The sequence below is a fragment of the Rhizobiaceae bacterium genome, assembly GCA_023953835.1.
Classification (GTDB): domain Bacteria; phylum Pseudomonadota; class Alphaproteobacteria; order Rhizobiales; family Rhizobiaceae; genus Mesorhizobium_G.
Genome location: JAMLJB010000004.1, coordinates 1 through 26,180, shown reverse-complemented (window position 1 = coordinate 26,180; position 26,180 = coordinate 1). Strand labels below are relative to the sequence as shown.

General features: G+C 61.0%; 36 protein-coding genes and 1 pseudogene. 3 read left to right on the top strand and 34 right to left on the bottom strand.

What is annotated here, in order from left to right; genetic code table 11:
• Positions 1 to 296 precede the first annotated feature (296 nt).
• The 15 genes from M9924_21330 to M9924_21260 form a co-directional block, all read right to left on the bottom strand.
• Positions 297 to 695: a hypothetical protein gene (locus tag M9924_21330; GenBank protein ID MCO5066913.1), complete on the bottom strand. Its 399-nt coding sequence runs from the start codon at positions 693 to 695 to the stop codon at positions 297 to 299.
• A gap of 2 nt (positions 696 to 697) precedes the next feature.
• Entirely contained in the window at positions 698 to 1,204 is a 507-nt protein-coding gene (locus M9924_21325; protein MCO5066912.1) for a hypothetical protein, read from the bottom strand.
• Complete coding sequence (locus tag M9924_21320) at positions 1,201 to 1,962, bottom strand: ParA family protein (protein MCO5066911.1); 762 nt, start codon at positions 1,960 to 1,962, stop codon at positions 1,201 to 1,203. The genes M9924_21325 and M9924_21320 overlap by 4 nt, the downstream gene beginning before the upstream one ends.
• Before the next feature lie 1,033 nt (positions 1,963 to 2,995).
• Positions 2,996 to 3,283, bottom strand: a complete 288-nt coding sequence (locus M9924_21315) for a hypothetical protein (protein ID MCO5066910.1) — start codon at positions 3,281 to 3,283, stop codon at positions 2,996 to 2,998.
• An 85-nt stretch (positions 3,284 to 3,368) separates the two neighbouring features.
• Positions 3,369 to 3,743 carry a DUF2958 domain-containing protein gene (locus tag M9924_21310; GenBank protein MCO5066909.1) on the bottom strand — a complete coding sequence of 125 codons (375 nt, stop codon included), beginning with the start codon at positions 3,741 to 3,743 and terminating at the stop codon, positions 3,369 to 3,371.
• 363 nt (positions 3,744 to 4,106) lie between these two features.
• Positions 4,107 to 4,268 carry a hypothetical protein gene (locus M9924_21305; GenBank protein ID MCO5066908.1) on the bottom strand — a complete coding sequence of 54 codons (162 nt, stop codon included), beginning with the start codon at positions 4,266 to 4,268 and terminating at the stop codon, positions 4,107 to 4,109.
• A 403-nt stretch (positions 4,269 to 4,671) separates the two neighbouring features.
• The gene (locus M9924_21300) at positions 4,672 to 4,989 is read right to left on the bottom strand and encodes a hypothetical protein (protein ID MCO5066907.1); all 318 of its coding nucleotides are present in this window, start codon (positions 4,987 to 4,989) and stop codon (positions 4,672 to 4,674) included.
• Between the two features lie 64 nt (positions 4,990 to 5,053).
• On the bottom strand, positions 5,054 to 5,383 hold the full coding sequence (locus tag M9924_21295) for a DUF736 domain-containing protein (protein ID MCO5066906.1): 330 nt from the start codon (positions 5,381 to 5,383) through the stop codon (positions 5,054 to 5,056).
• A 1,037-nt stretch (positions 5,384 to 6,420) separates the two neighbouring features.
• Complete coding sequence (locus M9924_21290) at positions 6,421 to 6,939, bottom strand: hypothetical protein (protein MCO5066905.1); 519 nt, start codon at positions 6,937 to 6,939, stop codon at positions 6,421 to 6,423.
• Complete coding sequence (locus tag M9924_21285; protein ID MCO5066904.1) at positions 6,936 to 7,277, bottom strand: hypothetical protein; 342 nt, start codon at positions 7,275 to 7,277, stop codon at positions 6,936 to 6,938. Before M9924_21285 ends, M9924_21290 begins: the two co-directional genes overlap by 4 nt.
• A 1-nt stretch (position 7,278) precedes the next feature.
• Positions 7,279 to 7,581 carry a hypothetical protein gene (locus tag M9924_21280; protein MCO5066903.1) on the bottom strand — a complete coding sequence of 101 codons (303 nt, stop codon included), beginning with the start codon at positions 7,579 to 7,581 and terminating at the stop codon, positions 7,279 to 7,281.
• Between the two features lie 273 nt (positions 7,582 to 7,854).
• Positions 7,855 to 8,031 (bottom strand): hypothetical protein, encoded by a 177-nt coding sequence (locus M9924_21275; GenBank protein ID MCO5066902.1) that lies wholly within the window; start codon positions 8,029 to 8,031, stop codon positions 7,855 to 7,857.
• 505 nt (positions 8,032 to 8,536) lie between these two features.
• Positions 8,537 to 9,382, bottom strand: coding sequence for an EamA family transporter (locus M9924_21270; GenBank protein MCO5066901.1), 846 nt, complete (start codon positions 9,380 to 9,382; stop codon positions 8,537 to 8,539).
• A gap of 114 nt (positions 9,383 to 9,496) precedes the next feature.
• The gene (gcvA, locus tag M9924_21265; protein ID MCO5066900.1) at positions 9,497 to 10,426 is read right to left on the bottom strand and encodes a transcriptional regulator GcvA; all 930 of its coding nucleotides are present in this window, start codon (positions 10,424 to 10,426) and stop codon (positions 9,497 to 9,499) included.
• A gap of 109 nt (positions 10,427 to 10,535) precedes the next feature.
• Positions 10,536 to 10,757 carry a hypothetical protein gene (locus tag M9924_21260; protein ID MCO5066899.1) on the bottom strand — a complete coding sequence of 74 codons (222 nt, stop codon included), beginning with the start codon at positions 10,755 to 10,757 and terminating at the stop codon, positions 10,536 to 10,538.
• A 216-nt stretch (positions 10,758 to 10,973) separates the two neighbouring features.
• Between M9924_21260 and M9924_21255 the strand changes: the two genes are divergently transcribed.
• The 3 genes and pseudogenes from M9924_21255 (at position 10,974) to M9924_21245 (ending at position 12,673) form a co-directional block, all read left to right on the top strand.
• Complete coding sequence (locus M9924_21255) at positions 10,974 to 11,540, top strand: DMT family transporter (protein MCO5066898.1); 567 nt, start codon at positions 10,974 to 10,976, stop codon at positions 11,538 to 11,540.
• A gap of 287 nt (positions 11,541 to 11,827) precedes the next feature.
• A pseudogene (locus M9924_21250) lies at positions 11,828 to 12,233 on the top strand (DMT family transporter).
• Positions 12,230 to 12,673 carry a DMT family transporter gene (locus M9924_21245; GenBank protein MCO5066897.1) on the top strand — a complete coding sequence of 148 codons (444 nt, stop codon included), beginning with the start codon at positions 12,230 to 12,232 and terminating at the stop codon, positions 12,671 to 12,673. The pseudogene M9924_21250 and the gene M9924_21245 overlap by 4 nt, the downstream one beginning before the upstream one ends.
• A gap of 179 nt (positions 12,674 to 12,852) precedes the next feature.
• Here M9924_21245 and M9924_21240 read toward each other — a convergent pair whose 3' ends face one another.
• The 19 genes from M9924_21240 to M9924_21150 all read right to left on the bottom strand — a co-directional run bounded on the left by M9924_21240 (position 12,853) and on the right by M9924_21150 (position 25,993).
• Positions 12,853 to 13,143 carry a hypothetical protein gene (locus M9924_21240; protein ID MCO5066896.1) on the bottom strand — a complete coding sequence of 97 codons (291 nt, stop codon included), beginning with the start codon at positions 13,141 to 13,143 and terminating at the stop codon, positions 12,853 to 12,855.
• Between the two features lie 207 nt (positions 13,144 to 13,350).
• Positions 13,351 to 13,779 carry a hypothetical protein gene (locus M9924_21235; protein ID MCO5066895.1) on the bottom strand — a complete coding sequence of 143 codons (429 nt, stop codon included), beginning with the start codon at positions 13,777 to 13,779 and terminating at the stop codon, positions 13,351 to 13,353.
• 28 nt (positions 13,780 to 13,807) lie between these two features.
• On the bottom strand, positions 13,808 to 14,068 hold the full coding sequence (locus M9924_21230; GenBank protein ID MCO5066894.1) for a hypothetical protein: 261 nt from the start codon (positions 14,066 to 14,068) through the stop codon (positions 13,808 to 13,810).
• A 77-nt stretch (positions 14,069 to 14,145) separates the two neighbouring features.
• A complete protein-coding gene (locus M9924_21225; protein MCO5066893.1) occupies positions 14,146 to 15,153 on the bottom strand; it encodes a Fic family protein in 1,008 nt (335 codons plus the stop codon).
• Positions 15,154 to 15,786 carry a hypothetical protein gene (locus tag M9924_21220; GenBank protein ID MCO5066892.1) on the bottom strand — a complete coding sequence of 211 codons (633 nt, stop codon included), beginning with the start codon at positions 15,784 to 15,786 and terminating at the stop codon, positions 15,154 to 15,156.
• Positions 15,786 to 16,118: a hypothetical protein gene (locus tag M9924_21215; GenBank protein ID MCO5066891.1), complete on the bottom strand. Its 333-nt coding sequence runs from the start codon at positions 16,116 to 16,118 to the stop codon at positions 15,786 to 15,788. Before M9924_21215 ends, M9924_21220 begins: the two co-directional genes overlap by 1 nt.
• Before the next feature lie 2 nt (positions 16,119 to 16,120).
• Positions 16,121 to 16,528, bottom strand: a complete 408-nt coding sequence (locus tag M9924_21210; protein MCO5066890.1) for a hypothetical protein — start codon at positions 16,526 to 16,528, stop codon at positions 16,121 to 16,123.
• The gene (locus M9924_21205) at positions 16,525 to 17,439 is read right to left on the bottom strand and encodes a DUF2493 domain-containing protein (GenBank protein ID MCO5066889.1); all 915 of its coding nucleotides are present in this window, start codon (positions 17,437 to 17,439) and stop codon (positions 16,525 to 16,527) included. The genes M9924_21210 and M9924_21205 overlap by 4 nt, the downstream gene beginning before the upstream one ends.
• Positions 17,440 to 17,667: 228 nt before the next feature.
• Positions 17,668 to 18,675, bottom strand: coding sequence for a toprim domain-containing protein (locus M9924_21200; protein ID MCO5066888.1), 1,008 nt, complete (start codon positions 18,673 to 18,675; stop codon positions 17,668 to 17,670).
• Positions 18,675 to 23,009 carry a strawberry notch family protein gene (locus M9924_21195; GenBank protein MCO5066887.1) on the bottom strand — a complete coding sequence of 1,445 codons (4,335 nt, stop codon included), beginning with the start codon at positions 23,007 to 23,009 and terminating at the stop codon, positions 18,675 to 18,677. Before M9924_21195 ends, M9924_21200 begins: the two co-directional genes overlap by 1 nt.
• A 256-nt stretch (positions 23,010 to 23,265) precedes the next feature.
• Positions 23,266 to 23,490: a hypothetical protein gene (locus tag M9924_21190; protein MCO5066886.1), complete on the bottom strand. Its 225-nt coding sequence runs from the start codon at positions 23,488 to 23,490 to the stop codon at positions 23,266 to 23,268.
• Entirely contained in the window at positions 23,480 to 23,707 is a 228-nt protein-coding gene (locus M9924_21185; protein ID MCO5066885.1) for a hypothetical protein, read from the bottom strand. Before M9924_21185 ends, M9924_21190 begins: the two co-directional genes overlap by 11 nt.
• A complete protein-coding gene (locus M9924_21180) occupies positions 23,704 to 23,925 on the bottom strand; it encodes a hypothetical protein (protein ID MCO5066884.1) in 222 nt (73 codons plus the stop codon). The genes M9924_21185 and M9924_21180 overlap by 4 nt, the downstream gene beginning before the upstream one ends.
• A 24-nt stretch (positions 23,926 to 23,949) precedes the next feature.
• Positions 23,950 to 24,237 carry a hypothetical protein gene (locus M9924_21175; protein ID MCO5066883.1) on the bottom strand — a complete coding sequence of 96 codons (288 nt, stop codon included), beginning with the start codon at positions 24,235 to 24,237 and terminating at the stop codon, positions 23,950 to 23,952.
• Positions 24,238 to 24,249: 12 nt separating this feature from the next.
• The gene (locus M9924_21170; protein MCO5066882.1) at positions 24,250 to 24,495 is read right to left on the bottom strand and encodes a hypothetical protein; all 246 of its coding nucleotides are present in this window, start codon (positions 24,493 to 24,495) and stop codon (positions 24,250 to 24,252) included.
• Positions 24,496 to 24,504: 9 nt separating this feature from the next.
• Complete coding sequence (locus tag M9924_21165) at positions 24,505 to 24,693, bottom strand: hypothetical protein (GenBank protein MCO5066881.1); 189 nt, start codon at positions 24,691 to 24,693, stop codon at positions 24,505 to 24,507.
• Positions 24,694 to 24,708: 15 nt separating this feature from the next.
• Positions 24,709 to 24,957, bottom strand: coding sequence for a hypothetical protein (locus tag M9924_21160; protein ID MCO5066880.1), 249 nt, complete (start codon positions 24,955 to 24,957; stop codon positions 24,709 to 24,711).
• Positions 24,958 to 25,011: 54 nt separating this feature from the next.
• Entirely contained in the window at positions 25,012 to 25,614 is a 603-nt protein-coding gene (locus M9924_21155; GenBank protein MCO5066879.1) for a hypothetical protein, read from the bottom strand.
• A gap of 25 nt (positions 25,615 to 25,639) precedes the next feature.
• Entirely contained in the window at positions 25,640 to 25,993 is a 354-nt protein-coding gene (locus tag M9924_21150) for a hypothetical protein (protein MCO5066878.1), read from the bottom strand.
• Positions 25,994 to 26,180 lie beyond the last annotated feature (187 nt).

Below are 26,180 nucleotides of genomic sequence, written 5' to 3'. Positions count from 1 at the left end.
CATGGCTGCCGACATCATCTACCTCGCGAACCATCGCTAGAAAGGAACCTGACATCGAGAGCTTTCGACAGCAGATCGCTGACCGGAGGGCTTTTCATGAGGAATACGATCTCCACATGCGGAACGCGTTCGGGGTCGTCAGGGCGCGCCGCCCTGGCGTGATCGACGAGAACGCGCAGCGAAGGGCTTCTAAGAGTGGAAGGCCCCGCTCACTTGGTCGGAATACTGGAAGTGGCAATGGGATCGTCATCGCCATTTTCTAGGCGGCGCTGCCGCCTGCGGAATCCTGATGGCCGCTATCTGGTTGTGAAAGATTGTTGAACGGGCGCCTCATCGTGAGCGGCGATCAGTTCTCTTACACTGGTTGAGGGTCGCACAAAGGCGGCGTCGCGGATTGAGTCGACTGCCCGGGCGATGTCGTCGAGCTTCTCGAGGATCCGTATTGCATGATCATCGGCCGGCACGACGTTGTCGCTCATGAGATCACGAAACACCTTCGCAATGTCGCGAATTGTCAGATGGACGTGCTCAAGCTGCAAATCGTGGTCGTGGAGAACGGTTGCGGTTTCGGAAATGGTGCGATCAACGAGAACTTTGAGAATAAGACCCGGTGACGTTTCAAGCCGGTCGGCTAACGCCTCAAGTTCGTCTGCCTGGTGTTGAGGTATGCGAAGGAAATACTGTGGGCTAGCCATGATCAGTCCTTGTGACGCGCAAGGCCGGCCATAATGTATTCCTCCATCAGCGCCGTGTAGCGCTTGCCCTGCGACCGGGAGATGGCGAATAGCTTCGTGACGACATCATTGTGTAGCTGGAGCGCGACGCGCGAATAGTCTGGCGATGTTGTCCGGTTGATGCGCGCTTGCGCAGCAACCGGCTTCTTTTGAGGGTAGGGGGGCGCCGAGCGGTCTCCAGTGGGAACTTCCGGCCCCGGCCGCTCCGGTTCCGGTTTTCCTTCTCGGCCTTTCATCGACGGATCTGAAGCATCAACCGACTTTAGCTCTGTCGGGGCCGTCGGCGCCTCAGCCTCGCGAGGCGGCTTGGATGAAGCGGATGCCATCAACTCCTCGACCGAAACGGTGGGAGGCTTGAAAGCAATTGCAGGATCGGCGGGATCAACAGGGTCCATCTTGCGGGTTCTTGCGATGACGGCGAGATTGCCGGCAACCTGGACGCGATTTTTCGGTTGAGCTGCCATGGTCATGCTGCCTCTGCACTGATGAGGTTGATGAACTCGTTGTTCAGGCCCTTGATTTGGTCGATGGCGTCGAGAACGCTTTCGCGTGCGCGCTTCTTGGCCGACGGCGTGGTGTTTGGATTGGAATCGATTTCGTTGAGCTTCGAGTAGAGTGTTCCGTAGCCTGCGCAAACATCGCTGAAATGGTTGGTCTTGCGAATGATGGTGCTGAAGATCGGCACGTTGCCGGCATTAAGCAGCTTGATGACCTCGGGGATGGCCCGGTTCCTGGTCAGGGCGATGTGATCGACATGGTTCCAGATGGCTGCATGGGGAACAACTTCACGTCCGTGTTGCTCGGCAAGCTGGTGTAGCAGTCTCGATACGTTAATGGCCTGGGTAGCGCTGGTAGCTTCCAGGATCACCGGAATGATGACTGCCTGAACGCGCATGAAGACCTCGATCGCCCGGCGATGCGCGTGGCCACCCACATCGTAAATGTGGATGTCCGCGGCCGGCACCGACTTCATCTTTTCATTGAGGTCCTCACCGGGAAGTACCGCGATGGCATTGATGTTGTCGGCGTCGGTCAGGTATCGGCGCTTGACGGAGGTCTCGTACCACCGAACCAGGGATTGCTGCTGGTCGCAATCGATCAGGAGTATCTTGAGACCCTGGCTGGCAAACTCGCCGGCGAGATTGATGCTCAGGGCCGTCTTTCCTGCGCCACCCTTGAAGGTGGAAACGGCGAGTGAGACGGAGGGGGGAGGGGGGTGACGGGTCATAATTGGGTGTCCCTGAACGTCGATCCGCAGGGCTCACACTATTACATTATCGTGTAATTTGGACAATACCGCTTGCGCACAATGAGCGGTTTGCTCAGTCACGTATTTACGCAATTCCGCAATAGCTTATCCCAGCAATCATACATTACCGTATTGCGGCCTTGGTTGGTTGCGCGATTTACGCAAAAGGCTTTTCAATCAATCGCTTAATGTCCCTGTTGCACAGTGTGCGAAGAGGGCAGTGCGCTAAATGGTGAATGGCGCAGTTGCGCGAGATCAGCGCCATATCGGTCCATCACAAGCCCGCGCCGGTCTTGCAAAACCCGCCATAAACCGCGTAGGAATCGGCGCTCCTTCCCAACCATTTGAGACGAAGTCGGCAAGCGTCCCGCAGGCGCAACGGCTATCTGTCATCAGATAGCCTATCCTGCCATTTTTATTGGTAGGCTGGTGGGCCAGCGCCGTAGCCAATGATTTGGTCGTGCAATTGCTTGCAATGCGCGCGGCTTGATCGTTGGCCGGTGTCCGACGCAGCCTTCCGATCGCGCAGCGAACGGAAGCAAGGAGCGACAACGACTCACGGCGTTGGCCCACCAGCCTACCAATAAAAAGTCCGAAGCGAGCACCGAGAATCGCGTCACGGCGAGCAGTCAGGAGCGCAGCGAATGGCTGCAAGGTCGTTATGTCGATCGAGGCGCGAGCGCACCGGCAGGGCAGGAGAGGAGGGCATCGGTTGCGAAGGCAAGCGATGCCGACCGACTGCCCGGATTGATTGGCGAAGTCGCGGCAGCGTCCATATATCGGCCCGAAAGGCCGGCCGCGAAGCGGACATCAAGGAGAGAGGGGTGTGGGGGGAGAGGCGGAAGTCTCTTCCCCCACGAGGCGCCGAGGAGCTCGATGCTCCGAGGCGACCGCCAGGGCCGGGCGCACCCGAAGGGCCGAAGCGAAGCGGAGGACGGCGAAAGCCCTAGCGCGAGAGTCGTGCGCACGATGAATGGAAGAGGGCGGTTAAGCCCGCTCGCGGATAAATTGCTCAATAGTAGAGCAATTCGATCTCGCGGCCATGAGCCTCGATGATACGCATCGCCATCCAGTTGGCCTTTGCCGTCTCTTGGGCTTCGGCGAGATCGTCCCACGGTGCCAAATTCTCAACCGGTTCGTAGTCGCCGTATTCATCGTCCCAATTTCCACGGATGTACATTGGGGCGGATTTCACCGCTTCAAGGCAGCGTTCGAGGTGATGAACCAGCGCCCATGCTTCGCGAAGGTCGTGCCAGTATTGCTTGCTGCCGCCGTCGACGGTGATCACGTCGTTGCTCATGCTGCACTCCTGATGGTGTCGGGGAAAAGAAAAGGAAGCCGAGGCTGCTGGTGAGCCTCGGCGATGATGTCCTTGCGGGATGTGATCAGTGCTGGCAAAAGTAGTCTTCCGCGCAGCCGTCATCGGGATCGCAATAGCTGGAAAGCGATCGATCCGTACGAAACCCGGCGTCGTATTCAACGGCGGTATCGGCGAAGCCACGAATTTCGGCCAGACGCGAGACGGTGACATGACCAAGCGTCTGTTCGTGACGGTCGGTGTCGTAGACCAGACCGAAGAAGGTTTCCGTGGCGGGGTCGTACTCGGTCAGAAGCCACTCGGCGTCGTGCAGGGGCACGGTGAACCGAATGAGGGGCTGATGGTCGATCGGCGCCTGACCGAGATCGCGGCCGATGGCGTTGGCGAGTGCGTTGCGCTCCATGATGGCAAGCAGCGCGGCGGGGATGTTGAAAACCGTCATGATGATCATCTCCTTCGTTTCAATGACGAAGGAGGCTCATCGTTTATCGACGAGCGGGTCAGGGACCGCGCAGCGGCGGCCAGAGGCGGGGAGCGGGGGAGCCGATTTTGCGTACGGCCCGAAGGGACGCGGCCAAAGGCCGGCAAAATTGGGGAGACCGCTCATCCTTGACGCGCGAGGAGATGCGATAGACTTGGACGTCATTGACAGAGAGAAGAAAGCGCGCGACCAGCGCGCTTTGCCGCATCTGACCGGCAGGTCAGATTATGACCGACGGTGCGAACTCTGCGACGTTGAAATGGAAGCATGAAAGCGCGCGGAAACGTCGTCACGCTCCCGCACGCTTATGAGGATATTTCCGGCCTAGACCGGAAACTCCTCTTGATCGGCTTCCCACTTTGCGAGCATGGCATCGCGTTCTGCGATGGCCTTGGCGAGCTCGGTCTCGATCCAGCGGCGCTCGTCGCGGTACACCGCATTGCGCAGTTCGGCCCGAAGTTCCTCGATGTGCTGGTCAATGGACATGATCATCTCCTTCGTTTCAATGACGATGGAGGCTCATCGTTGGGCGACGAGTGGGTCAGGGACCGCGAAGCGGCCGCCAGAGGCGGGGAGCGGGGGAGCCGATTTGCGGACTGCCTGGAAGGCAGCGGCCGAAGGCCGGCAAATTGGGGGGACCGCTCATCCTTGACGCGCGAGGAGGTTCGATAGACTTGGACGTCATTGACAGAGAGAAGAAAGCGCGCGACCAGCGCGCTTTGCCGCATCTGACCGGCAGGTCAGATTGGAGATCGTGCCGCATGGCGAGGGTCACGAGTTGGTTATCACGCGAGGGACGTGCTGATCGTGCCGATCGCTGAAGGTTCCGTGAGCAAAAAGATGGCCCACTCCGAAGAGACGGGCGAGGTGGCCGTGCGGCCTTGGGAGGTCAGTGGAAGTCGATGCCGGCGTAGTCGAGGATCAGGTACGGATCGTGAAGACAGACGTCGAACAGATCGGGGCGGGCGGCACAGGTTGATGCATAGATGGTCAGATAGACCGACGGAAGGCTGGTGATCTCGCCGGCGTGCGCCATCCAGGCTTTTTCGATGTCGGATGCGCAGCCGCGCCCGCCAGCACCACACAGGTCCGGATCCATCGTGGCAGAGTGGCCTTTGGCGGCCGTGTTCTGCTGGGCGAAGGAAGACGCGCTGACGGCCGAGAGGAGCGAGAGGGCGAGTGCTGCGGATGAGAGAAGACGGAACATGTCGGGCTCCTGCGGTTCGAGGGAAGAGGAGAGCCCCCGCCTGTCGGCGGGGGCGCCTCGCGGGTCAGTTGACCTCGCGGGGGTTCCAGATGAGGACGAACTTGCCTTCCTCGTCGCCAGGCGCCGGCGCCATGTTGGCGTAGATGGTGCCGAACTCGGGGGCGCGGAGCGTCACGGAGACGTATTCATTGCCGGTGTTCTGGGAGACACGCTTCCAGCCTGCGCCGAGTTCGAAGCCGTTGCGGGACGCGATGACGCGGAAGTCGGGCTCGCGGCCGTCGTCGTTCTTCTTCTGGTTCGCGACCAGTTGGATCGGTGCGCGGATGGCAAGCGTGGTGAGAGTGCCGGAAAAGCCGTTCTTGGTGGCGGTCAGTTGGGCGATGGTTGCAGACATTTCAGTTCTCCTTGGTGAGCGGGTTAATTCCCGAAAACGCCCTGTGAGCAATCGGCAGGTGAGGCCGCGGTCAGCCGAGCTTCAGCGAGGCCCTGACCGTGACGCGAAGAAAAAAGGGGGAGGGGGATCGCCCACCCGAAGGGCGGCGAGCAAGGCGATGCCGTGATCGCGCAGCGATTATGGGGATACCGCCTTTTTCTGGCCCGAAGGGACGCGGCGCGGTTGATCCCGGCCGAGACGCCGATCGAATAAGGGCGTAAGGGAATTATCTCGTCTTCGTCACCGAGGAGACGGCATTATAGTCTGTATTGCCGGACTGACGACGCCATGCGGCGATTAGACCAGTGGCCCGATACACTTGAGCAGACCGTTCGATGGAGCCTGGTCGTGCCGGAAGCTGCAACACGATCCAGTCGTGTCCGCTATCCTCCTATCGCGATCCGGCGGTTGCGGGCGCGGATGCATGGCGGGCGTTTATCTTCCGTCGTCACCTGAGTGCTTGTCGCCTCCGTGTCGCTGCGCCTTGCCGGTTCAGTCCGCGTTTAGCGGCAACTGCCGGACGCTCGATGAGGAAGATGCGCATATCTCTCTTGATCGGCGAGAGGTCAGGATCGTCAGCGTCCTGCTCAGACAGGCGGGGAATCGCAGGAGAACCGTGCGAACAGGTCCGCCTGTAACGGTTCGCCTGCTTTGCGCGCGATACCGCATCGTGCGCTGGGGCAGATGCCGTATTTGCCTGCCGCGTCCGCGGCGAGATCGCGGGCGCCATGGACGCCGTGCTTGAAGATGGGATGGCCGGAGGGGCGCTTGCAGGGGGAGCCGATTCCCGCGCGACAATCGGGACATACGACTTCGAGCGCCGGATCGCGCGGCCAGGACCGGTCGCATCCGGGCTTTTGACAGTACATCGGCCGCCCCGTCATGACGATCGGGCCGGTTTTTGCACGGTGGCGATGCGGGCGACTTCGAAGCTCTCCGGGATCATTCTAAAACCTCGTCTGCTAAGGGGAGGGGGCTTTTGCGCAGGCTGATGCCTGTCAGGCCGCGTAGCGGTCTGCGACAGGCTGGTAGGCCATGCGGTGGTGATGTTCGCAGTAGGGCGATGCGAGCTGCCTGGGCTGCCCACAGAAGCCGGAATCCGGTGATCGCGGATCGCCGAACGGCCATTTGCGCTGGTGGGAGCCCAGATCGGCGAGGAACAGCACAAGGGGCGTGGTCGGCGCTTCGAGCGGAGCACGGGCAGCGTTCTGAGGGTTTGCCGGTTTTGGTCGTTCAGGCCGCGTTGCGGGGAACGGCGCCGAGTCATTGCGGCCTTGCGCCTTGGGCTTGCCGCGACGATTTGTGCTTTTGAGCCCCTTGACCCGCGAGATGGTTCGTACCGTTGCGCGAAGCGGGTGACCTGTCAGTTGATCGGAACATCTGGTGTAAACGCCAATGACGGCGTTGCGCGTGATGCCAAGCTTCTCGCCGATGCGTCGGGCCGAAAGGCCCGGACGCCATACGGCCTTGATGGCATCGGCCTTTTTTGTCGGGGTGAGTGTTGTCCAGTTCGTCATGACGGGTTCTCCGTTGATGGTGAGCGTGCAGGGATGCGGTTGAAGTAGGCGATGGCCTGGTCGAGCGTGTGGTAGCGGGAACCGTGGTGCGCGCCGTCGATTTCGTAGGACACGGCGAAACAGCCATTGTCCCAGCGCATGGCGGAGCCTGCGATGGCCCAGCCGGCTGTGCGCGCGATCAGCTTCACCTCGATTTGATGCCAGCCGATCTTGGTGTCGAGAACGGTTTCGACCGGACGGGGATCGTCGTCGCTGAGTTGCGCGTATTCGGCGATCAGAACCTTGCCGGCGGGGATGTCGCGGTCGAGGGCGTGGACGTCGGGAACGGTGTCGATCATTTCAGTCTCCATAGTGGCGCACAGGTGCGGCGCGGCGCAGGGCGTCGAGACATTCGAGGCGCTGGCGTGCCGATGAAGGGAAGTCGCCGATCTCGGGCGGGCTGTCGTATGAGGTGTAGTACCGGCCGGTAGGCAGCCGGACCCAACGATAGAGGACGCCCTGCCTGCTGATTGCGCCGATCATCTGCCCATCGGCGTCGAGCAGCCGCAGTGATCCGGCGAGCACCTGGTAATAGCCGAAGTCGCCGCAGCGCCTGGTGCCAAGCGGGACGAAGGATTTGCCGTTAAGGGTGATAACGGTCATCGGGACGCTCCACGGATGAAGCGGCCTTGCAGCGTTGAGGGATAAGCTCTCCGATGAGCGCCGAGACGCGATTGAAGATCATTGCGTATGCCGGCCGGCCGGCAACGCCGGCGATGACAATCGCGGGAAGGTCTGGAATGGTTGGCATGTCAGCTCCGTCAGGAGCGGGGGGAAGAGCCTCTCTCTTCCTCTAACCCGGTCCAATCGGGACCGGTTGCCTCTCCCTCGCCCGTCAGGGCAGGGCAGGGGCGAAGGCGGCTTTCGCCGCCGCCGTCACTTCGGCTTGTCGATGCGGGTTTCATAGCTCACCTCGACCTTGGCGATGAAGGGGATCGAGAAGGACAGGCTGAGTTTAAGTTTGCCGGTCTGAGCGAAGCGGGCCACGAGACGGTTGATGAATTTGCGCACGCGGCGGCCGGTAAGCTGGCAGTAGGTTACGAGCGTTTTCATGAGGCGACTCCCTGAGAAGCAGTTTTGCGTAATCGCGGAGTACGAATACCGGGAGCGCGCGCCGCAGCACCGCATAGCGGCCGAAACGCAGTGGAGGACCCGTAGGGTTGCGGCGGTGAAAAGCGCGAGTGGTATCGTCGCAGCATAAAGATTACGAAGAGCTGCTTCGGAGATCGCCGGCAACGCGCGGCTTGCGTCAGCTTGGAACCTGGTGAGCGTGTCCAAAGGCGTCGGTAGACACCGATGCGAGGCCGACACTAGCCGGCAAACTCAAATCCAGCCTGTCCTTCGTGTCGTGGACGCAAGTGAGCTATGAAACCCGCATCGACAGGCCGGGGCGTCGATTGCCAAGCTGTGTTGCCTTTTTGGCCACCAAGTTGTCTTTGGTTAGGAACACTATCTTCTGCAACGACTTCAGCAGCGTCCAACAGAAAACCACTGTCGCGGGTTTCGGGAATTTTGCGACTCTATTGTCGTAACCGATTGCAGAACGCGCCAGCCCAAGCTATTTGTGCGCGCGCTGGAGCACGAGGCCAAAACTGACCAAGGCGGCGGAGATGAACCGCCAGGCTCCCCACCCTTCCTTGAGCAAAAGCGTCGAGATCAGCGCCGCGAATAGCACGCTAGTTTCCCTGAGCGCGGAGACCATTCCCATCGGGGCCAGGGCCAAAGCCCATACGATAATCCAGTAGGCCCCCACCTGCATCGCACCGCCAGCAACGCCGGTCGGCAGATTGGCTCGCGCAACACGCCAGACCGCGCCGCCCTTCCACGCGAGAGCCAGAAGAAACGTCAACAGGCCATCGCCGATGGTAAGCCAGACAGCGAAGCCCAGAGCTGAACCCGCCTGCCTAGCGCCAAGCCCGTCGACCACCGTATAAGAGGCGATGCACGCGCCTGTCGCCAAGGCGAAACAGACGGCTTTCGGCTGTTTCGCGATGCCGCTGGTTTTATCGAACGTCAGCGTTATTACGCCCACGGCGAGACAAAGAACGCCGACGATCGCCAACGGCTCCAGGGCTTCTCCCGCAAACACAAAGGCTCCTGCCGTGACAAGAATAGGAGCCGACCCGCGCGCCATCGGGTAGACTTGGCCCAGATCGCCATGATCGTAAGCGACTGGCAGGAAAAAATGATAGCCCGTGTGCAGAAGGATCGTCGTAGCCAGCAACGGCCAGCTTGCCGGTGCGGGGCCTTCGACGAAGAACAGGAAGGGGAGCGAAATGAGGCTGCCCGCCAACGTCACGAACGCCATGACGGCGACGCGATCGCCGCTGATCTTGATTAGTGTGTTCCAACCTGCGTGCAAGGCGGCCGCCAGGAGGACGATCGCGGCAACGTCAAAGCTCATCGGGATGCTCCCATAGTTCTTGTTATCATAATTCCGACGAGGATTGTCATCGCAGAAAGCAATCGCCACCGAGTCGGATAGCTGCCGTCCCTGTCGCGCAATTCCTAAAGCCTGCTACGTGGCCGGTTTCGAAGGTTTTTTCATCGCTTCCGCGAGCAGCCATTCGCGGAACACCGCAACGGGGGAGTTCTCCGCGACCTCTATTGGAGAAACGACATAGTAGGCAAATTCCGGTGGGCTGTTGATGGCCAGATCGAGCGGCCGGACGAGACGGCCGGCTGCAAGATCATCGGCAACCAGTGACGAATCCCCGAGAGCGACCCCCTGCCCATCTATGGCGGCCTGGAGGGCAGAACCGGATTCATCGAAGTGCAGTCCCGACCCATTGTCGAGAGCATCTTCGATGCCGGATGCGCGCAACCATGTCCGCCAGTTCGGCCGGTCGCCATCCTGGCCTTTCCACGAGACATGAATCAGGCGGTGGTGCATCAGGTCGCGCGGTTCACGCAACGGTGTCGAGCGCAGCAGGGCTGGGCTGCAAACTGGAAACACGACGTTTTCGAACAGGCGCTCGCATTGCAGGCTGGGGTGAGCGACCTTTCCCCAGCGAATGACAATATCGGCATCGTCGGGGGAGAAGTCGCGAAGATGGGATGAAATGTCCAGCCGGACATCTATGTCAGGCCGCAACTCTATGAATCTGCCGATGCGTGGCACCAGCCATTTGGCGGCGATCGACGCCGAGGCAATGACCTTGAGCTTGTTACTGTCGCTGGCATCCTCGATCCGCGCCATTCCGCGTGCGAGGCTCGCAAGAGCGTCGCGCGCTGCGCGATGAAGAATCTCGCCGGCCGCCGTCAATTGCATCGAGCGGCTGGTGCGGGAAAACAGTTCCACTCCAAGCTGGTCTTCGAGTTCACGCACCTGATGACTGATAGCAGCCGGCGTCACGCCGAGCTCGACCGCCGCATGGCTGAAGTTCAAGAGGCGGCCGGCCGCCTCGAACCCTCGCAGCACGCGCAGTCCTGGAAAATGCACGGCCATCATCAATCCATGAGGAAAGTTATCACCTGCTGCAAGAACTACTCGTTTTTCTCAGTTTTCTCAAATGGTTAAGAATCCGGGCATGATTTTTCCCAAGCAACCCTAACAGTTACCGGTCATGATACTCGCGCGTCGGAAAGGAACCGTCCAAGGCTGGAATGCGCTGGCCTGCCTCGCCCGGTGCATTTTCCCGAGCCATGGATTGTGTGACCAGAACCTTGCCGGCCTCAACGAGCGGCAGTTGCAGGACATGGTAATTAGAACCCGAAACATCGCCACCATGGTCGATCATGACATGAGCAAGCTGCTCTGCCGTGATCTCTGGCGACAAGGGCCAAAAGGCGGGACATGACCCCCGAAGTATTTTTCCTCGTTCTTCTGGCCGCTTTCCTGCACGCCCTATGGAACGCACTGGTGAAGGTCGATGGCGACGGCATATCCTCCATGGCTGTCATCGTCGCCGTGCAGGCGGCAATCTCCCTTCTGTTGATCACCTTCGTTCCGATTCCCGGCGCGTCGGGCTGGGCCGTTTCTTCTCGGGGCTGCGGTGCTCCATACTGGCTACAGGCTGTTCCTCGTGGAATCTTACAGGTTCGGGGATCTCGGTCGCGTCTATCCGATCGCCCGCGGGTCCTCGCCGCTGATCGTGGCGATCCTGGCGATGGTGTTTGCTGGCGAGACGACTGACCCTCAATCGTTGGCGGCGGTCTTCGTCATCTCGCTCGGCATCATGAGCCTGTCGCTCACACGAGGTCTGGACCGGGTAGGAGACGCGCGCGCGGTCGTCCTGGCGCTGGCGACCGGCACGTTCGCCGCCGTTTACACCATCGTTGACGGCCTGGGAGCACGCCATGCCGGAAGCGCGTCCGCCTACATGATATGGGTCGGCCTCCTCGATGCCGCCGCTTTCCTGCCGGTGGTGCAATTCCGGAGACGCCATGCGCTCTGGCCTTCATCTGCGAAACGATGGACGGCAGGGGCAATTGCCGGCGTGACCGGATTTATCGCCTATTGGCTTGTCGTTTGGGCGCTGACGATCGCGCCGATGGCGTCGGTATCGGCGCTACGCGCGACAAGCATCGGCTTCGCGGTCGTGTTCGGAGCTGTTTTCTGAAGGAGCCCGTGACGACCTTGAAAAGCGCGTCCGCGATCGCGATTGCGGCGGGAACCGCGATGCTGAAATTCGGAAAATAAGGGCATGAACCGGGACCGGCGTCGCATTGACCTCGACAAAGCAGACGTTGGGATTCTCCTAACGGTCATTAGATGGCAAGCTGGAGGGTTCCAGCACCTGATTCCGGAGGATCGCGGCCCGTGACGATTGACGCTACCCAACAACGTGTCCAAGCCCACCCTATCGTTTTCCTCGCGGCATTTGGGACGGGCGGCCTTCTCAGCTTGATGGTGCACTTCAACGGCGAGCTTGCCCATTATGGGAACGCGGTGTTCTCGGCATGGGTAGCGCACGGCACGGGTACGATCGCGGCGGTGATTCTTCTCACCGTTTTATACCGCCACCGAAGCCCGATTGCCGAAGGTCCCGCCTGCGCCTGCATGGGCCTATCTCGGCGGCGTCTCCGGCGCTGCAACGGTCATATTGGCCTCCACAGCCGTGAACACGCCGGTCGGGCTTTCCGGCACATTGGCACTCGGCCTGGCCGGACAGGTGATCTTTAGTTTGGCGGCCGATACATGGGGCTTCTTTGGATTGCCGAAGCGCCGTCCCGATGCCCGCGACCTTGCTACGCTGGGTCTCATTCTCGCCGGCAGCGCGCTCATTATCTTTGCGAGGGACGTTGCCACATGACCCTATCAGTGCTTATCGCGTGCTGCGCCGGCATTCTCGTTGGGCTGAACCGCCAGCTTAACGGGCGGCTCAGCCTTTCAACCTCGCCGCTTATTGCCTCCTTCTGGAATCACATTGTGGGATTCGGTGTGCTGACCGCACTCGGCCTTATCATCGGCGGATTGTTGCCATCGGGTGCAGCCGGTGCGCCTTGGGTCGCCTATCTCGGTGGCCCGATAGGGGTCGTGTTCGTCGCGGCCGGAAGTTGGTTGATCGCTCGGATCGGAGCGATCAATACGGCCATTCTCATCATCGGCGGGCAAATGGTGTCGGGCGTAGCGCTCGATCTTCTCCGTCCAGCCGCCCTGTCGCTATGGGCGAGTAGCCTGGGAGTGATCTTGATCATCGCCGGGATGGTAATAGCCCAACGCCGTGACAAAGACGTGTCGCGGAAATCCTGAAACCTGCACCACGTTCGTTGCGGCTGATATTCACGGCCGCGAAGTGTCACAAAAGCTTGTCGTGCATCTTCGACTTTCGCACCCGACTTTTGCGACTGAATTTTAACTGAAAATCCAGTGCCGGCGATTTTGTCACGACAGTGGAATGACGCTGTAGGGTGGAGACGGGCCATACGGGTCTATGTCGTAGGAACCAGAAGTACCGAGGTTCCAGTGCCCGCCACGGCACGGATTGCTGCGGAGATTTGCCGAAGCGGGCCATGAGCGATGAGAGTCTCTGCTGTTGGCTGTTTCCCGTGGCCAGGGTCGACATAAGCCGAAAACTCTCGATCTATGTCGCCTATCGCCAGGAATGAGGTCGCGACAATATCTTCGCCGCAGGCCGCGCAACGGAGGACGTACGAGCCGAATTGAACGGTCGATTCTATTTGGTTCGATCCACACGAATTGCAGGCCAGCATGTTGTTCATCGGCTTCTCCGAACGGCTTGGTTGGGTCGATTTCACTCGTTGCCGTGCGTCTCGGAAGGTCGAACCTACCGGCCCGCCTTTCGCAAAAATCAAATAACCGCCGACGTAGTGACTTTCAGGAATTGCGCGACAGAATGCATACACAGCCGATTCTGCTAAAAGCGCACGGGGCGGGTCTGCCACCCCGTCCGTCATATCTGGGCGGTGCTACTCAGCCACGGCTACCGTGTCGGCGAAGCAAGACGCGATCGTCTTGTTCGCGCCAAGGTTTCTCGCCCACTTCGCAATTTCGGGTGCCTCACTCTTCTCCGCGACACCACCCCAGACATCCTTGAAGACCGGTTTGCCCGATGACGAATCGAAGAAGAAATAGCCTGGGTCTGCAACCGGGACCTCGGCAAACACCACGGTCCATGTGCCGGACTGCTTGAAATCCTGAACGTCAACCTTCGAAGGCTTGACGTTCCGATCGAGGCTCTTGGCGACAAGCTTGGCATAGTCAGCTTCGCGTTGCGCCGTGAGTTTTGTATCGACGCCTTTGCAATGGTCCGCCGCCAGCGCGGCATGATGGGGAAGGATGATAATGCCCGCAAGCAGGCCAATTGCTCCAAGTTCTCTAAAAGATCGGGTTGTCAAAACGTCCTCCTATGGTCGCATCCCCCTTTCACCTTCTCGACTTGAAGCCCAGGCCGCGGGGATCGAGCATATCGGGGCCGAGCATCTTTTCGAACTTCTGGATCTCGGCTGGCGCGACGTCCATGCGATGCCGGACGGTGGCGTAGCCAAAGAGAAACAGGAGCAGCCAGGAGCCGATCGCCAGCGTCTCGATCAAGATGAAGGGAATGAAACTGGTGAGGCTGACGAAATAGAACACGTTGGTGGGGATTCCGAACAGCATGTCGCGCGGATCGAAAGTTGGGGTCATGTGAAGGCATCTCCTGGCGCTGACGGCGTAAGCGGAGATGGTAAGAGCGTCAGGGGAACGCCGCAAGGTTTGGAAAGCTATCGGCTGCGATCGCGATCGTTCGACCTGGGTGGTGTGATCACGGTGCGCGCCGGGCTGGTCCTGGTCTTATCTTCGCCGCGATCGGGTTCGGATCGGGTATCGGCCTTTGCCGGCGTGGAGCGATCGAGTTCGACGGTCTTGGACTTCGACAGCGGCTCGAGGGCGTGGGCGATGACGGCGCCGGCATGTTTGTTGACGATGGGCGGTTTCTCGAAATTCCTGTCCGAGACGGCCTGGACGGAACGGCCGTTTCCGATCAGCACGGTGTTGTAGGAGATGTCGATCACCTGGCCAGAGACTTTGTCGCCCTGTTTCGGGAAACCGATCTCCGGCTTGCCCATGAAGCGCAGGACATGGGCCATCTGAGAGGTGATGCGGCCGAGCTCGGGGTGGTTGCGATCCTTGCCGATCTGATGAGCGGTGAGGATGGTCTTTATGAGGTCCTTGGGCTGGCCGACACTGGCTTTGGCGAGCGCGTCGCGGGTTTCCGAAGCGCGCTCCCAAAGCGTGTCGTGATCGAGCTCGAAGCCGCGTTCCTTGGTAAACTGGCGCACGAGGGCGCCGACGGTGCGCGTGTTGCCTTCGCGGAAGGCGTGGATCTTCCAGATGGCGGTCATGTTGGAGGCGAATTTCGACGCGGAGGTGAGCTTGTTCTTGTCGTCCCACTGGAATTTCGACAGCGCCGACATCTCGCGGTCGAGATCGGCGTTGATGGTCTTGTGGTCGCCATAGTCCACCGATTGGCCGCCCAACACGGGTTCCGGCTTTTCCACGTTGTAGATGCGCGGTTGCCCGGCCCATTCGTAGAACTGGCCGAAGATGCGCTGGTGGAACTGACGGAAATGTGCGCCGTCGTATTTTCCCGTGATAGGCGTGTGCGAAATATCTGCGAGGGCAGTCTTGGTGATGACCTGTTCGTTTCGCGATGCGGAGACCGCATCGGTGATGCCGTATTTGTTGATGAGAACGTTCGTGCCAGGATAGCAGTACGGGTCGTCAGCCATTCATGATCTGCCGTGATCAGGAGAAGGTGGTTGTAGAGATAGACTCTTTGGCGTGTTGCGGCCAAGTGTCTCCAGCCGCTCGATGACGTCTTTCAGATGTTTCGGGATCGTTTGGGCGCGCTCGACGGTCTTACCGTCGCGCAGGCGGAGAACGAGCCGGAAATCCCTGTGTTCGTTGTCGCGGACGGTGGTCTCGTCGGCAATCGACGCCGCCTCGGGCAGTTGCTCGATGATTTTGTCGAAGCGGCGGGCAATCGCGTCCGCCGGGATATCATGACCGCCCTTGGCGACGCGCTCTGCGACACGTTCGGCCGATCGTGCCGCGCTTTCGAGCGAAATGAATTCGAGCTGGACATGGAAGCCGGCGTCCCTGGCGGCCTGCATGTCGCGGAGCGGCTGGCGGCCGGCAAGGGTGGTTTCCTGGGTGAACGATCTGCCGGCTGCAACATGGTCACGGATTTGGCGCAGCGCTTGGACGCCGGCGGATAGGGCGGCACAATCGGGGTTATCAGGATTGATCTGGCACGCGATGGCGTCGGGATCGATGCGGGTTCCGATGGAGTTGGCTTGAGCGAAGGTCGATTTGCCGGACCCGTTGGGACCGGCAATGATGAGGAATACGGGTTTTGCCATTAACGAGCCGCGTCAGGCAGCCGTTTGATCGTTTCGACCTTCCATGCCCTGCGATCGCCAAGCCAGGTGACATGTTGCAGATAGCGCGCACCGTCGGGAAACTCGCGAATGGTATGCAAGGCTGGAGTATCGTCCTCGGAGTAGGTGATGGCGACGCCCGCCTCTAGCGTGTCGAGGGCTGCGGCGCCATAGCCGAGTTTTGAGAGCATGGCGCGGTTGAGCCGGATTGGTGCGCCCGGTGTCGCCAGTGACGCCATGTTCGGCGTCACCGTGACGTGCGGCAGGACCGGAAACCGGTCCTGCCGCTGTTGGGGCTTGAGCAGAGCGACCATGATCAGGCCGCCTCTGACTTCTTCCAGTCGCTGTAACGTGCATTGTAGGCAATCACGTCCTCCACGGCGATGATCTTGCGGCCGAGCACGAGGGACAGCAACTCGCACATGGGATCGAGCTCGTTGCCAGAACCGCGCATGATGGCGATGCTGGAACGATCATGCTCATCGGACATGGCCTTGATGTGCCTGGTGAAGACTGCATCGTCGCCGGTCGCGAAGAAGGCGTCGACGACTGTGTCGACCTGCGCCTTGGTCTCGATGATATCGGGAATGCGCGCCATGTCGGAGCTCCTCGTTGAAGTCGCAATATAGGCATTTCGGAGCGAATTTTCCAGTGGAGTCAGGGTGTTCGAGGCCATGGTGATGATCCTTTCCTTTGAGAGGCTGAGGGGAAGGCGGCGGCTCATGCCGCCACCTCCTTGCCGATGCGCAGGACCGGAATTCCGAGGCGGCGGGCCTTGTCGACCAGGTTCTCGGTAATGCCGGTGCCCGGCGCGGCGATGACGCCGACGGGCATCTGGTCGAGCAGGACGTCGTTGCGCTTGAAGGGAGCGGCCTTTCGGTGCGCATTCCAGTCGGGCTTGAAGCTGACCTGCTTGACGTTTCGTGCCTCCGCCCATTTCGCGGCGATCAGCTCCGCGCCATGCGGTGTGCCGCCGTGGAGAAGGATCATGTCGGGGTGCTTCTCGAGCGTTTTGTCGAGCGTTTCCCAGATGGCATCGTGATCCTGATAGTCGCCGCCGGTGAAGGCGATTCGGGTGCCTCGCGGGCAATGCGTTTCCGCTTCGAGACGGCGTTTGGCCGAGATATAGTCACGGCTTGCGATGACGGAAGCGGTGAGACTGCGGTGGCTGACCTTGGAGCCTGTGCGCGGCAACCAGGCCGAACCGGTTTCGACGCGGTAGTGATCGGCCGCAAGATCGCGCATGGCTTCGAAGGCGTTGCGGCATTCGGTCAGGGAAAGCCCTTCATTGGAGAGACGTTCGAGCTCGACGGACTTGACTTCGGAACCGTCCTGTTCGGTGAGGCTTGCACGCTGGCGGGCTTCGTTGTCGTCGAGCCGCTTCTGGATGAAGCCGAGACGGCGATGGAAGATGTTGGTCAGCGACCAGAGCATTTCTTCGGTTTCGTCCTCGAGACGGGTCTCGCGGAACATATCGGTCATCGTCGAGACCAGGGCGGCTATGCCGTTTTCGACGACATCGACTTCGGGCAGCGGCCGGAAGTCAGCCTCGTCGGAGAGCGGCTTGACGCCGTAGAGCGCAAGCTCATCTAGGAGCGGCGCAAGCGAACTGGAAGTGGGTGCGGTCTGGTGCATCGATCTGTCCTCGTCTGGTGAGGGGCGCTAGGCCCGGACGGGCGATTTCTCAAGCCTGCTTGTGGCGGTGGCACCCGCAGGGCCTAGCGAAGCGCCGGACGCGGCGCAGCCGCGTTGCCGCCGTCGCAAAGGGCCTCTTGGCCCGACGCCGGCTTATAAATCGCCTCTAGGACGGGCTGGCACCCCTCACTGGCGGGGCGGTTACACGGAGGCGGCCGGCATCCCGTTTCAGGCCCCGATCAGCCGTTCGATGGTGGCTTGGTCGAGGCAGTGGGAAAGCGTTTCGCGCAGGCCCCCGACGCCGTCGGCGCGGAGATCGTCGTTGAAATCGTTCCGCCGGGGCGGCACCGGCAGGACGTCAATTCCTCGCGGAACGAGGCGACAGGTAAGTTGCGCGAGGGCGTATCGGCCGGCGTCGTCATTGTCGTGCGCTACAAGGAGGCGGCGCACATAGTCGGGCGGCTCAAAGACCGCGAGATGGTTCGCGGTGAGACAAGCCGCGAGCGAAGCGGATTGAAGAGCCGAGCCGACGGAAAGAATGGTTTCGACGCCTTCGCCTGCGAAGAGGTCGGGATCATGCGGAGCGCCGGCGAAGCGAACGGCATTGCCGAACAGAGCTCCGATGACACGCTTGGGCGCATCGATATCGGCAAGCGATGCAGTCTTCGCGTCAAGCCAGGTGCGGGCGCAGCCTGTGACGGTGCCGGCGTTATCGGTGATGGCGGCGAGAAGGGCAGGTAGCTGCTGGCGGCGGCTTGATGAATCGAGAAAATAGACCGCATGATGGTAGTGCAGAGCGGGGCCGATGCGGGTGATGCCGCGATTGGACAGATACCGGGACGCAGGTGTGTCGGCGATCGGACGGCCGAGCGCAAAAAGGCGCTGCCCCGCTGGACGGCTGCGTCTATTTGACGGCAGCGGCGGCGTCGAGACCGGTGGAGCGGAACCAAGAAAAGAACGGGCTTCATCGGCGATGCTGCGCCAATCGTCCGGGGTGACGTTCGCCTGAAGGATGTCGAGCAGATCGCCATGAATTCCGAGGGCATGGTCGGACCACTTCCCGGCCGCGCGTCCGCCGGAAGCCTTCAGGCGAACGGCGAGGCTGCGGCCGGTGTCGCCATGGATGTTGCCGACCATCCAGTAATTACCTACGCGGCGGCCGTTGGGCAGATAACGCCGGCAGAAGTCCTCGGCGTGCGCGGCGAGCGAGCGGGCAAGATCGTGCGCGGTGGACATTATGCGGCCTCCTGCAGCTTGACGTTATGGTGGCTCAGCACAGACTCCAGCACATGCGTGTCGTCGATCGGGACGAACAGGCGGGTCTTCCACGAGATGATCTCGGTGAAGCAGCCGAGAGCCTTGAAGTGGGAAAGATCGGACGCCTGGAAGCCCGTGACCTCGATGCGTGAACGGCCCATGACATAGACCTTTTGCAGGGTGATTCCGCTCGTGAGCTTGATACGGGCGGATTGCGCGTTGAGGGCTCGCAGGAGCGTGTCGGGGGTCCAGTCGATGGCGCCGGTGACGCCCAGGGCCTCATAGACACGGCTGAGCTGATGGTCTTGGACGAGACGGCCGATGATGGTCTCGCCATTTGACGCGGTGAGGCGATAGACGAGGCAATCCTGTTTGGGCAGTGCGGTCCAGATCGGCAGCAGCAAGCCGCAAACGAGCGTGAAGCGGCGGGTTGAGAATTCGGGAATTGTGGCGAGTTCGCGCTTCCAGGCGTCGGCGAACTCATCATAGTCGACGGTCTGCCAGCCCTGATCGGTCAATTGCCTGGTCTGTACACGCTCCTGCGACAGCGGGCGGATCAGGCGGACGCAACGGTGAACCTTGCCGTCCTCGTCGGTGTAGGACGTCGTGTCGTGGGCAAGAGCAGCTTGATCCCGTTCGGGATGATAAAGCGTGACGCAGGACGTGTAGGAGCTGAGGATCTCGCGCGCACGATCGAGACTGACCGGCTTGTTACGCGAGGTTTCGTGTACGGTCAGCGCGTAACTTTGCGCGCGTGTTTTGGCGTGGGTGTAGATGATTTTGCGGTCGGTGACGTCGAACCGTTCAGCGATCAGCGTCTCGAGGCCGATATTGTAGGTGCCGGCGCGCTTGGCGTCTTCGATTGTGTCATCGAGCAGGCCCATATATACGTCGAAGAGACGGTTTTGGACATCGATGCGCAGCGCCAGGCAGCGATTGAGGAATTGCGAGATGGGCGGCAATTCATCCCTCAGCGTCCCGTCCTTGTCGGTCAGGTTAAGGCCGGTCATAGCGCAGAAGTCGTCGAGAGTGCAGTCGTCGATGTTGCCGCGATGGAGTTGCTGGAAGAACTTGCGCAACGCAGCGCGGGCATAATCGCTTTCAAGATTGTCGTCAGCGCGGAAGATTCCTTGTCCGCCGGTCTGGCGCTGGCCCTTGGTGATCGCGCCAAGGGTGTCGAGGCGGCGGGCGATGGTGGATAAAAACCGCTTCTCGCCCTTGACGTTGGAGGCAACCGGCCGAAAGAGCGGGGGCTGCGCCTGGTTGGTGCGGTGCGAGCGGCCGAGACCCTGGACGCCGTTGTCCGCACGCCAGCCGGCTTCAAGGAGATAGTGGACGCGCAGGCGCTGGTTCCTGGCGGTGCGGTCGGCATGATAGGAGCGACCGGTACCGCCGGCGTCGGAGAAGACGATGACGCGCTTGTCGTCGTTCATGAAGGCGTGGGTTTCGGCGAAGCCTGCGGAGGCTGGGCGGCGCTGGATGGAGAAGCGATCGTCGTCGGATTTGACGACGCGGCGTGAGCGGCCGGTGATTTCGGCGACATTATCGGTGCCGAAATGCCAGATGATCTGGTCGAGCGCGCCGTGAACCGGCGGCAGTGCCGCCAGGTGCTCGATGAGGCTGTCGCGACGCGCTACGGCGTCTTGGCATTCGATCTGATTGCCGTCGTCGTCATAGGCGATGCGCGAACGCAGATTGTCGTTCTCGTCGGTGTAGGGCTCGTAAAGCATGGTCGGGAAGGAGTGCATGAGATAATCCAGGCAATATTCACGCGGAGTGATGTCGATGGTGAGGTCCTCCCATTCGCTCGCGGGGATCTCGGCAAGGCGGCGGCCCATGAGGGCCTCGCCGGTCGAGACGAGCTGGACGACGGTGGCGTGGCCGTCGGCGATATCGTTGTCCATTGAGCGCAGGAGCGACGGCGTCTTCAGCGCCGTGATCAGGTGATTGAAGAAGCGTTGCTTGTTGCTTTCGAAGGCGCTGCGGGCGGCGGATTTGGCGTGGCGGTTCAAGGTGCCGTGGTCAGGATCGGTAATCCCGGCCGCTTCAAGCGCTTTTTCGAGGTTGTTGTGAATGATCTGGTAGGCGTCGGCATACTGATCATAGATGGAGCGCTGCTCGTCGGTGAGTTCGTGCTCGAGCATTTCATATTCGACGCCTTCGAATGATAGGGAGCGTGCGATGTAGAGCCCGAGCGACTTCAGGTCGCGGGAGATGATCTCCATGGCGGCGATGCCGCCTGCCTCCATGGCGCCGACGAAATCGACGCGGGATTTGAACGGGAATTCGCCGGTGGACCAGAGGCCGAGACGGACGGCATAGGCGAGATTGGAAACCGTGGTGGCGCCGGTCGCGGAGGCATAGACGACGCGGGCGTTGGGAACCGCGTTCTGCAGGCGCAGGCCGGCGAGACCCTGTTCGGAGGGCTTGGTATCGCCACGATCACTGCTCGAACCGGCTGCGTTGGCCATGGCGTGGGCCTCGTCGAAGGCGATGACGCCGTCGAAATTATCGCCGAGCCAGTCCAAAATCTGGTCGAGGCGGCTGGCCTTGATCTTGTCGCCGTCCTGTTTTTCGGCCGTGCGCAAGGTCGCATAGGTAACAAAGAGAATGCCGGCCTGGAGCGTAATGTCCGCGCCCTGGCGGTAGCGGGCGAGTGGAACGATGTCCGATGCGCTCCCGCCGAGAGCCTTCCAATCGCGGATGGCGTCTTCGATCAGCTTGTCGCTGCGCGAGAGCCAGACGTGACGACGGCGGCCGGCAATGAAGTTATCGAGAAAGACACCGGCGATCTGGCGGCCCTTGCCGCAACCGGCGCCGTCGCCGAGGAAGTAACCGCGACGGATGGTGAAGGCATTTTCGTCACCGTCATTGGCGCGAACGATCGCGCCTTGATCGTCGCGTCGATAGAGGCCGGGAAGGAAGGAAGAATGGGCCTCGCCGGCATAGATGACCGTTTCCATCTGCGGACCAGAGAGGAGGCCGTTATGCAGGACGGCCTTGGGCAAGGTCGGCCGGTATTGAGGGACCGGAGGCGCGACGGAGGCCATTGCGGCGGACTGCACCAGGTCGGAGGGATGAGCCGTAGCGTGGGCGATCTCGATGGCCTGGACCGTGTAGGGCTCATAGATGGCGCTTGTCGTCGTGGTCGACGCGGTCGTAGGCGTTTGGCGCGGGGTATAATCGACAAGGACGGTGTCGGTCTTGTCGAGCGGGTGCCGGGCGGCTTCGATCTGTGCGGCACGAGCCTTGCTGCGGGCTTCCTCGCGAAGATTGCGGGCGAGGTTCGTTCGTGGCGAGGGGACAAGATCGACGGCCGTCGGCTTCGAAGCGTGGCGATCCGGGCAATCGGTAATGATGCGCTCGAGCAGGTCGCGGCAGTTGGTGGCGGGTTCAGAATAGATGACGGCTTCGTCGCCCTGGGCAGTGATCTTGTCGATGACGGTGAGACGGGTTTCGAAAGAGGTTCCGTGGCGGGCGTAGAGATTGCCGGCGATCGCGGACGTGAACCGCAAACGCGAATGCTCGGCGATCGACTGGTAGAAGGGACGGCCGAGATCGGTGTTCGGCGCGAAGTTGGAGCCGGTAATAGCCACGAGACGGCCGCCATCCTGCAGACGGGCCAGTGCCGAGCGAAGATGATTGGCGGTTGCCGCCTGATAGCGTCCGACGACATTGGCGGCGACGGAAAATGGCGGGTTCATAATAACAAGTGTCGGACGAAGAGAGGGATCGAGGCGATCATTGATGGTCGCGGCGTCATGGCGCGTAACGGGCTGGTCGAAGATCGCGGCGGCAAGGTCGGCCCGATCAGGATCGAACTCGTTGAGCGCGAGGCGGGTGCCCGCGATCGCGGGGAAGGCCGCAAGCAGGCCGGTGCCCGCCGATGGTTCGAGAACCATGTCCGTGGCGACAACTCCGCCGGCGTATGCGGCGCAATAGGCGAGGGGCAGCGGGGTGGAGAACTGCTGCAAGCGGTTCTGGTCTTCGCTGCGGCGCGTGTGGCTGGGCAGGAGCGCGAACAGCCGCTCGTGCAGCGCGAGTTCGGCAAAGCGGTCGGGCGTCTGCTTGCGGATGCGGCGGCCGTACTTGAGCAGAAACAGGACGGTGGCGCATTCAAGTGCGTCATAGGCGTCTTTCCAGACCCATGCGCCGTTGGCGTCAGTGTCGCCGAAAGCGTCTTCCATCGCGGTGCGCAGCATCGCAGTTGAGATCTGAGTGCCTTTTTCGAGATGGGCGAGCAGATGGCGTGCCGCGGCGAGAATCGCGGCGGCAGTCTGGGTGGCGCGGGGACGCGCTGATGAGAGATCCATGGTGGTAGCTCCGGTAATGGAAGGGAGGCTTTCGCGCTTTTGCGAAAGCCAATGTTTTCCGGCCAGTCCTCTGCCTCTGCTGGGGTTCGGACAGTCACGGAAAATGATGGGTGGGGCTAAGCGATGCCGCCGCGGTCGGCGGGGCCGCTGGAAAGTCTATTGCGCCGGAAAGGAAAAACGCCGCGCTGCGAGCTGCACGGCTTATGCAAAAGCGCCCGTTGCAGGAGGGTAGCGCGGTGGAACCGGTGAAAGACGTTCAGCGGTCGAGAGCAGCGAGGGCGCGGATAATGTCGCGTGCGCCCTGGTGGAATTGCCCGATTTTCGTTCGCGAGCCGCTGATCAAGGTGCCGATGTGACGTTCCTTGCCGGGCTTCAGGCAAAACAGATTGATGCGTTGGCTGGATACCGTGTGCGTGAGCACGTAGTTGCCGGCATTGAAATCGCCACTGGAGTCGATGCGAGCGTGTTGCTCAGATTTCATGATCATGGTCGTCCTGCTGGGGTAGAGCATATTCGAAGCCGGACCCGTCATGCCGGGTGGGATGGAAAGCCGAACTGGAATAGCGCCAATCAATGACGGGCGAGCCGGGTGAGAACTCGCGCAGTTGCGGTCGTAATGTCTCGGCGATGCAGTCGCAGGCTTCGCTGTCATCGTCGACGTCGACCAGAATTTCTATCGTTGCCATGTAATAGGTCATGATGATCTCCGTGTTGATGGGACGACAGCCGCCTCGGCGGCTGTCATTCGGTTCGAGCGGGCCGCACGACGCTCAAGCTCTTCGGCGATCCACTGGGCGGCGCGCTCGAAATGATGCGGATCTTCGCCCTCGAAATCGCCACCGTCGAATTCGCCGGCAAGCGCAGCCGCCAGCGCGGAGGCCATGGCCTCAAGCAACGGTTTTGTTAGCTTCACCATTTGCGTGCTCCTATAGAACGGCTGTCAGGGGAATTTGGCTTGGCGCCAGTCGAGTGCACGTCGTAGAGCATCGCCAAGTTGCGAGGCGGACCAGGTGAGGCCGTAATAGGTTACGGTCCACCGATCAGCCGTCTCGCGAACGAAGACGGTGACACGAGCGTTGTCATTGCCGTCGAGCAAATCGACACGGGCAATGCCGCTTTCGAAGTCGACATAGCGGCCGTTCTTGCCCGAATGCTTGGCGCGGATGATGGCTTCCAGGACTTCGGCGTCCGAGATGGCGTCATCGCGCGTTTGGGTGCGATGGGGCATGGGCGGTCTCCTTCAGAACGGAAGCGGGTCGTGTTCGGTGATTGGCGGCCGCCGGCGGGTAAAAGGACATTCGCCTGCGCGGATGACGACGAAGGAATCGTCGCTATGGGTGTCGAAGGCCGCCTGTTCGTGGCGCCCCGCGATTTTGTGGGCGAGAGCTTCACTACAATAGGTCATGGGCAGAATGTCGGCCTTGTGACCAACCAGCCCGTCGTGAACCGGGCTGTAAATCGGGATGATCCGGGCGATCTGGAACATAACTGATCCTCAAGGCTCGTGGTGGGATGCACCGATGACGTGTCCGGTGCGCTTCATTTTCTCGTGCCAGGTCTTGGCGTGGTCTTCGGCCTCGTGCCTGGTGTCGAAATAGGCTTCTGCCGTTACCGCGCCGGCGCGATTTTCGACGTAAACGCACCATTGCGGGCAGAAGCGATCGGGGGGAGAGATGTGGATCATTCCTGTATCCTCCGATCAGGTCGAGAGCCTGCTGTACGCCTCACTGTCCTCGTACCGGATGACCGGTTGGCCGTCGCGGATGCCGCCCCACATGGGGCCGATCATGTCGGTGACGATGGGTTGACCGCGCAGCTCGGGGCGAAGGCGGTGATTGGTGCAAGGTCCGACGATGTCGCGGCTGTGGCGTGCAGCGAGGCTATGGATATCCTCGTCGCTGGTGACGTTGAGGCGATTTTCGTCAGCGATGACAAATTCAAAGATCATGATGATGGTGTCCTTGTTTTGCATGGTTGCGGGGGTATGAAGCGAGGCAGCGATTTATGGCGCCGACGTTTCGACATAGGCGCGAAGCCGATCGACGACGCTTTGGACATGACCAGGCAGCGCCGTGACACCGTCGATGGCGTCAATCAGTGCTTTTGCTTCTTCAAGCATGATCGTCGTCCAGCCAGCGGCACGGGCGTCGTCGGGGAGGTCTTTCTCGATGTAGTCTATGGTGTCCGGGTCGCCGGCAACCATGATCTCGCTCAGGTAGATCGAAGTGGGATTGGAGAAATCCGTGTCCTCGGCGCCATGGCCGCGCAACTTGAAGTTCTCCGAGATGATCTTCGGGGTCGCCATGTCGATCGCCTGCTCTTTCGAGCACGCCTCGACCTCAACATACCCATAGGCGCGCACATCCATTGCCACTTCGATTCGATAGGTCTGCATCTCGTCGAGGTTCGTAAGAGCGTCGTTGGGGTCGGTATTCGTGAGAAGCTTCTGAATCTCGCACGCCTGTTTCCACGCTGCGTTGGATCGCGGGTCTGCCGCCTCGTAGAATTTGTGGTCGAGCGGCACCTCATATCCGGTGCCGAGGTAGCGCAGACAAAGCCTTGCGAGCATGTTCGTCTGGTTGACGATCTCCTCATCGGTTCGCATGTGGATTCTCCTTTTGCGCAGCGGTTCAGCCGCTGATCATGTTGATCTCGAAATTGGGGAGCCGGTGGTTGAGACGTAGCCGGGAGTGAAGTTGCTCGATGGCGGCCTTCTGGCGGTCGATCTTTCGCCGCAGTGCGTCGATCTCGGGCCGCCTGTTTTCGTAGACGGCGTCGATGCAGGATTGGTAGTAGCGCTCGTCGGCCGGCGTCCAGGTCGTCGCATGGCGGCCGTACTGGCGGACTTTCGGACGGTCGCGGATCGTCATGCGCTCGGCCGCGGCAAGGATCTGGCGATCGATGACGCGCAGATGCTCGCAATTTTTCAGGCACGCGCTTTCCATGCGGTGCAGCTGGAGGCGGGAATTCTCGAAAGGCTGCATGACGGCCTCCTAATCATGCTCGACGATGGGGCCGACATGCGAGGACGGCATGTTGTGGATCTCCGCGCCGGCGCGGCGATATGCTTCGAAGACGGCGTAAAGCGGCGCGCAGGAATAGCTGTGCCAGGGCCAGGGGTCGGCTCCGCGTCCGATGGCGATCATGGGGCCGCGTGATGCGATCTCGAAT